At 65.8% G+C, this 5,572-nt stretch carries 8 protein-coding genes and 1 pseudogene; 3 read left to right on the top strand and 6 right to left on the bottom strand.

The window, feature by feature from the left end:
* Together F6S12_RS29275 and F6S12_RS29270 are read right to left on the bottom strand one after the other, a co-directional pair.
* Window positions 1–407, bottom strand: a 407-nt coding sequence (locus tag F6S12_RS29275) for a FadR/GntR family transcriptional regulator (protein WP_315869652.1), incomplete at its 3' end; no start/stop codon positions are given.
* A 110-nt stretch (window positions 408–517) separates the two neighbouring features.
* Window positions 518–1,045, bottom strand: coding sequence for a GNAT family N-acetyltransferase (locus F6S12_RS29270; protein WP_315869651.1), 528 nt, complete (start codon window positions 1,043–1,045; stop codon window positions 518–520).
* A 124-nt stretch (window positions 1,046–1,169) separates the two neighbouring features.
* Here F6S12_RS29270 and F6S12_RS29265 point away from each other — a divergent pair, with 124 nt between their 5' ends.
* Window positions 1,170–2,063 (top strand): LysR family transcriptional regulator, encoded by an 894-nt coding sequence (locus F6S12_RS29265; protein WP_011060733.1) that lies wholly within the window; start codon window positions 1,170–1,172, stop codon window positions 2,061–2,063.
* A 4-nt stretch (window positions 2,064–2,067) separates the two neighbouring features.
* Here F6S12_RS29265 and F6S12_RS29260 read toward each other — a convergent pair whose 3' ends face one another.
* Window positions 2,068–2,682 (bottom strand): LysE family translocator, encoded by a 615-nt coding sequence (locus F6S12_RS29260; RefSeq protein WP_183000451.1) that lies wholly within the window; start codon window positions 2,680–2,682, stop codon window positions 2,068–2,070.
* Between the two features lie 123 nt (window positions 2,683–2,805).
* The gene (locus F6S12_RS29255; RefSeq protein ID WP_315869653.1) at window positions 2,806–3,003 is read right to left on the bottom strand and encodes a hypothetical protein; all 198 of its coding nucleotides are present in this window, start codon (window positions 3,001–3,003) and stop codon (window positions 2,806–2,808) included.
* Between F6S12_RS29255 and F6S12_RS29250 the strand changes: the two are divergent.
* Both F6S12_RS29250 and F6S12_RS29245 read left to right on the top strand, forming a co-directional pair.
* Window positions 2,962–3,084 (top strand): annotated as a pseudogene (locus F6S12_RS29250) (agmatine deiminase family protein); the annotation flags it as partial. The gene F6S12_RS29255 and the pseudogene F6S12_RS29250 overlap by 42 nt on opposite strands.
* A 129-nt stretch (window positions 3,085–3,213) precedes the next feature.
* Entirely contained in the window at window positions 3,214–3,672 is a 459-nt protein-coding gene (locus F6S12_RS29245) for a GNAT family N-acetyltransferase (protein WP_011060736.1), read from the top strand.
* 55 nt (window positions 3,673–3,727) lie between these two features.
* Here F6S12_RS29245 and F6S12_RS29240 read toward each other — a convergent pair whose 3' ends face one another.
* Both F6S12_RS29240 and F6S12_RS29235 read right to left on the bottom strand, forming a co-directional pair.
* Window positions 3,728–4,669, bottom strand: a complete 942-nt coding sequence (locus tag F6S12_RS29240) for a class I SAM-dependent methyltransferase (protein ID WP_011060737.1) — start codon at window positions 4,667–4,669, stop codon at window positions 3,728–3,730.
* Between the two features lie 241 nt (window positions 4,670–4,910).
* Window positions 4,911–5,572 (bottom strand): ankryin (locus F6S12_RS29235; protein ID WP_315869650.1); only part of this gene is annotated, 662 nt, incomplete at its 5' end.

Raw genomic sequence — 5,572 nt, 5'->3', positions numbered from 1 at the left:
CTGCGCTTGTCGTGCATTTCCTGCAACGCGCCCCGCATCCGTTGCAGGTCGGCGGCGTCGCGGCGCTGGGCGGCGATCGACGCGGCCTGGGTTTCGATCCACAAACGCATCTCGAACATCTGCGCCAGGTCCGGCAGGCGGCCATCGCCCTGGGGGAAACGGAACACGGTGCCGGCGGGGGTCTTGGAAATGTACGAACCCAGGCCACGCCGGGCGATCAGTACGCCGTCGGCCTTGAGCTGGGCGATGGCCTCGCGAATCACCGAGCGGCTGACGTTCAACTGCTCGGCCAGTTGCTGCTCGGTCGGCAGGCGCGATTCGGGGGCCAGGCGGCCGGAGTCGATCTCGGTGCGGATCGCATTGACCACGCGCACAACGAGAGAGTCGGGTCGCTGGAGTTCAAGCATGGGTGGGTAAAACCTTGGTAGTCAGGTTGTCAGACAATAGCCGTTGGGAATTTTCGCTGTCAAGAAAAACCCACGCCAGGCAGGCGTAGGCGGGGGCCACAAACCCGCACTCAGGCCGTAAGGGGGCAACTGAAAATCAGGTCGTCGAAGTCTTCGCCACCCATGCGGAAGGCCCCTTCGTCACGTTGCTGGAAGACGAAACCGCATCGCTGCAGAACCTGGCAGGACGCAGCATTGCCATCGGTGACCGTGGCCACCAGGCGCTTGATCCCCAGGCTGTGGCGGGCGTATTGCATCAGCGTGCGCAGGGATTCCGTGGCCAGGCCCTTGCCTTGATGACCGGGGGCCAGCAGGTAGCCGACCTCGGCTTCGGCGCTGGGCCGGTCGCTGACTCGCAGGCCGGTGAAGCCCAGCTCCTCGCCGCTGTGGCGATCGCGGATCACCAGGCACAGCCAGTGGTCGCAATCCATGTCCCAATGGGGCAGGCGCGAGGTGAAACGCTCCTCGATCTGCATCCGGGAGAGCGGATCGCAGACATAGCGCAGGTTTTCCGGGTCGCTGTGCAGGGCCAGGAACAGCTCCCAGTCATGGGCGTTCAGGGGGCGCAGGTTAAGGCGAGGGGTGTGCAGTTCCAGCATGGGGGGCTCCCGATCCGTGGGCAGGAAAGATTTTGGGCACTTTACAGGAGAAAAGTCTGACCGCTGCGCTGCTTATTTCGCATAAGATCCCGGGCCTGGGTTTTCAGGGATAGGGCAGGTAAGCGTGAACTGGGACGATTTGCGGTTTTTCATTGCCGTCGCCAATGCCAGCAACATCACCGACGCCGGGCAGGCGCTAAAGGTGTCGGCCTCGACGGTCTCGCGCAAGATCCTGGTGCTGGAGCAGGCCTTGAGCAGCGTGCTGTTCCTCAAGACCACCCAGGGCTATTTCCTCACCGAAGCCGGCCAGGCCCTGCTGCCCATGGCCCTGGAGATCGAGGAGCGCTTGCGCCTGATGGAACGTCAGTTGTCCCGGCCAGGCGCGCGCATGGCCGGGGTGGTGCGCATCGAATGCCCGGAGTTGATGGGCAGCCACCTGATCATTCCCGCACTGGCGCAGTTTCGCTTGCAGCACCCGCAGATCAGCTTCGATTTCGTCAATGCGGCGCGCTCTGTCAAGCTCACCCAGAGCCACAGCGACCTGCTGCTGCGCCTGCAACGGCCGGAAGCCGGCAACTTCACCCTGCGCCGGGTCGGCGAGTTGACCCAGGCGCTGTTCTGTTCCCCAGGTTATGCCGCGGCCCATGGCTGCCCCGAGAAGCCTTCGGAGCTGCGCCAGCATTCGCTGATCGGCTGGAACCAGACCCTGGCCCACATGCCCCTGGCCCGCTGGCTGGACCAGCTCAGCGGTGATCAGCCGTTGTGGATGCGCACCGGCAACCTGGAGGCGCAGCTCAAGGCGGTGCAGGCGGGCCTGGGGATTGCCGCCTTGCCGGCCTATATCGCAGAACCCCTGGGCCTGCACCGGGTGTTGCCCCAGGCTCCGGCTCACCGCGCGGATATCTGGCTGCTGCGCAACCTGGCGACCCAGGGCCAGGAGCGGGTCGAGCGGGTGGCGGAATTTCTCTGCGATCTGCTGGCGCGCCAGGGCTTGCAGGGTGAGGGCAAGGCCGGCTGACGCGCTAGGCGCCACGCAGCAATAGCCACCCGGCCACCGCCATCAGCAGCAAGCCGAACAGCGCATTCTGCGCCAGCAGCAGGCGCGGGCGGTCGCGCATCAGCCGCTGCAGGCTTGAGCCCAGGCTGGCCCACAGCAGGTGGCCGAACAGGTTCACCGCGATCAGCGCGGCGCTGAGCGCCAGCACCACGGCAGTGCCCGCATCGGCGCCCGGGCTGAAGGTGGAGAACATGACCAGCAGCATCACCAGACCCTGCACGTTGCCCAGTTGCAGCATCACGCCATCACGAAACTGCAGGGCTTCACTCTGCTCGCCAGGCTTGCGCAATGGCCGCAGCAGCAGGCGCAGGCCCAGCCAGAAAATGTACAGGCTGCCCGCTACCCGCAGGCCCCAGAGCAACCCTGGATACGCCGCCAGGCTGTGATACAGCCCCAGCCCCACCAGTAGCGCCAGGAGCAGGTAGGTCAGGTCCAGCCCGCAGATGAAGCGCAGGGAACGCCGCACGCCGCTGCGGGCGCCGGAGCTGGCCACCATCAGGTTGCCGGGGCCGGCGCTCAGGGCCATGGGCAGCATGGTGGACAGCCACAGCGGCCAGTTGATGTCGTGGATCGGGGGCACGGGCGGCTCCTGGAAGGCAGTGCGGATTGCACTGGCGCCAGCTTAAGGCGCCGCCACGCGTGGGGTTAGGGGCAGGAATGGAAAGCGGTTTTGCATCGCTCCAGTCCTTGCCGGGCGGGCGCCTCAAGCTTCGGCCGAACCCTGCAGCGCAGCCTGTAGCCACTGCGAGAAACTGCGGGTCAGCGGGCTGCATTCACTGTCGCGGTGAATCAGCCAGGCCCAGGTCGGGCCGCGCACGCTCTGTTCGCACAAAGGGCTCAGCAATTGGCTGACCAGGGCAAGGCCCACCGCCTGCTGGCCAGCCTGTACCCCGGGCGGCAGGTGATCCAGCTGGATATCGACGCTATCGCCGCAGGGGGCGGCGGCATTCACTGCGTGACCCATCAGCAGCCCGGGCTGTGAGGGGTTGGGAAAAGTGGTCTGTTACAGATGGCAGAATTGGCCTGATAAAATCCGCCACTCACGCACTAACCTGCGCACTCTTCAATAACCGGGGCTGATCCCGGTGTGGATGATCAAGAGGAGCGCGTAATGAGCGATCAACAACCTGCGGTGACGGTACGGGCGATTCAGCCTGGGGATTACCAGCAATGGCTGCCGCTGTGGCTGGCCTATCAGGATTTCTATCAGGTGACGCTGAGCGAAGAGGTCAGCCGCCGCACGTTCGAGCGTTTCCTCGATTCGCGGGAACCGATGTATTCGGCGGTGGCGGTGCAGGGCGATGAAGTCATCGGCTTCGTCAACCTGGTGTTGCACCGTTCGACCTGGGCCGTCGGCGACTTCTGCTATCTGGAAGACCTGTACGTGGCCCCGTCGATTCGCGGCAGCGGGGCGGGGAAACTGTTGATCGAGTGGGTGCAGGCCTTTGCCCGGCAACACCAGTGCGCTCGTTTGTACTGGCATACCCAGGAGAGCAACAAGCGGGCGCAACGGTTGTATGACTGGGTGGCGCACAAGCCGGGGGTGATCGAGTATCGGATGGAGCTGTAAGGGCCTGGCTGGATGCCCGTTGCTGCAGCAACGGCCACCCAGCCAGGATCAAGGCCTATGCCCCATGCCGAAATACCAGTGCCTTGAGCCCGCACTGCGGATCCGCATCCGGAAACTCCGGCGGGTTCTCCAGCCGCTGTTCAAAGCGCAACCCCGGCGCCGCTTCGGCCATCCCCTCCAGAAGAAAATCTACGCTAAACGCCGGATCATTCATGCACGCCAGTACGCAACCATCGGCCGTGAGCAACTCCGGCAGGCGCCGCAGCACCCGCGCATAGTCCTTGCCGAGGACAAAGCTGCCTTTCTGGAACGACGGCGGGTCGATGATCACCAGGTCATAGGGCCCGCCCTGCTTGACCTTGCTCCAGGACTTGAACAGGTCATGGCCGAGGAAACTCACCCGGCTGGTGTCGTGGCCGTTGAGCCGGTGGTTGTCGCGGCCGCGGCTCAAGGCCGCCCGGGACATGTCGAGGTTGACCACCCGCTCGGCGCCGCCGGCAATCGCCGCCACCGAGAAGCCGCAGGTATAGGCAAACAGGTTCAGGACATTCTTGCCCCGGGCATTGGCCCGCACCCAGTTGCGCCCGTAGCGCATGTCGAGGAACAGCCCGTTGTTCTGCTTGCTGCCCAGGTCCACCTGGTAGCGCAGGCCTTCCTCGGTGATGGTGCAACTGTCGATGGCCTCGCCCAGCAGCCACTCGCCACGGCTGTCGGGCAGGTAGCGGTGTTGCAGCATCAGGCTGCGGGCGCCGCTGGCCACCCATTGCGGGGTCGAGCCCAGGTCCGCCAGCAACTGCTGCAGGGCTTCGAGTTGCCCGGCTTCGGGTTCCTTGAACAAGGACACCAGCACTACCCCCTGCAGCCAGTCCACGGTCAGCTGTTCCAGCCCCGGCCAGCAGCGGCCGCGGCCATGGAACAGGCGCCGGGTTTCGCCGGGCGCGGCGGCCAGGGCGGTCAACAGATGCTGGTTGAGGGTGGCGAGGGCGAGAGGGGTCATCAGCGGGGCCGGTCATTTTTTCGGGGCGGCATTTAACCACGGGCAGCAGCCCGCCCGCCAACCAGCAATTGCTGCTGGCTGGCGGCCGCCTGCTGTCGGGCCAGGGGCTTATCGGCACGTGTTTCAACGCGGATCTGGACAGCGGTGGTGATGGCGGGCGACTGCACGCCAAGGGCGACGGGCTCGAACCGTGCCGCACGTCGAGCAGGCTGCGCCCGTTCGCTCTTGCCCCTTGCCCCCGCTAGAGAATGGCGTTTGCCCATTTCTGGGTGCCGGCCAGGCGGCGCTTGACGCTGTCGATGCGCCATTGGCCGGCAACCCGCTTGACCACGAAGCGATGCTCGTAGCAAAGGGCCCGGGATGCCGGGTCGCGCACCAGCACTTCGGCCTGGGCGGGCTTGAGCAACTGGCAGCCCAGTAGCTCGTCGGCCTCGGCGTGGGTCGTGGGGTAACCATAGGAGGCTCGCGGATAGGCCCGCGGTCGCAGGGTACAAAAACGTTCGAGCAACTGTTGCGGTTCGGCCCAGAAGGCGGCGTCGAGCGCGTCGTGGCCCAGGGCATTGCCGCGCTGTTCCCAGGCGTACAAAGCCAGGGTATAGGCCCGCACCTGGGTGACCGGATCTGCGCTGCTGTCAGTGCCAGGCACCAGCGGCGGCCAGGGCAGGGAAGGGGCCGGTGCAGGTGCTGGCGGTGCCCCGGCACCGGCCTGCTCCAGCTGTTGCATGACCTGGGCATGGCCATTTTCTTCGGCCAGGGACCAGGCGTTGCGTTGCTGGAAGTCCACGGGCGAGGGGTTGGCGCCGGCCTCGAGCAGCAAGGCCACCATTGCCTCGTGGCCAGCCTGGGCGGCGTTCATCAGGGCGGTGCGTTGCAGTTCGGGGCTGGCCTGTTCGAGCGCTGCGC

This window comes from Pseudomonas sp. JV245A, from assembly GCF_032424515.1.
GTDB lineage: Bacteria > Pseudomonadota > Gammaproteobacteria > Pseudomonadales > Pseudomonadaceae > Aquipseudomonas > Aquipseudomonas protegens.
The sequence above is the reverse complement of the archived record's forward strand: the minus strand, read 5'-3'. Positions and strand labels throughout refer to the sequence as shown.

Bases quoted from the DNA above. Each gene is read 5' to 3' on its own strand.
- F6S12_RS29240 (WP_011060737.1), bottom strand. From the start codon at position 4,669: ATGACCCCTCTCGCCCTCGCCACCCTCAACCAGCATCTGTTGACCGCC.
- F6S12_RS29270 (WP_315869651.1), bottom strand. From the start codon at position 1,045: ATGCTGGAACTGCACACCCCTCGCCTTAACCTGCGCCCCCTGAACGCC.
- F6S12_RS29245 (WP_011060736.1), top strand. From the start codon at position 3,214: ATGAGCGATCAACAACCTGCGGTGACGGTACGGGCGATTCAGCCTGGG.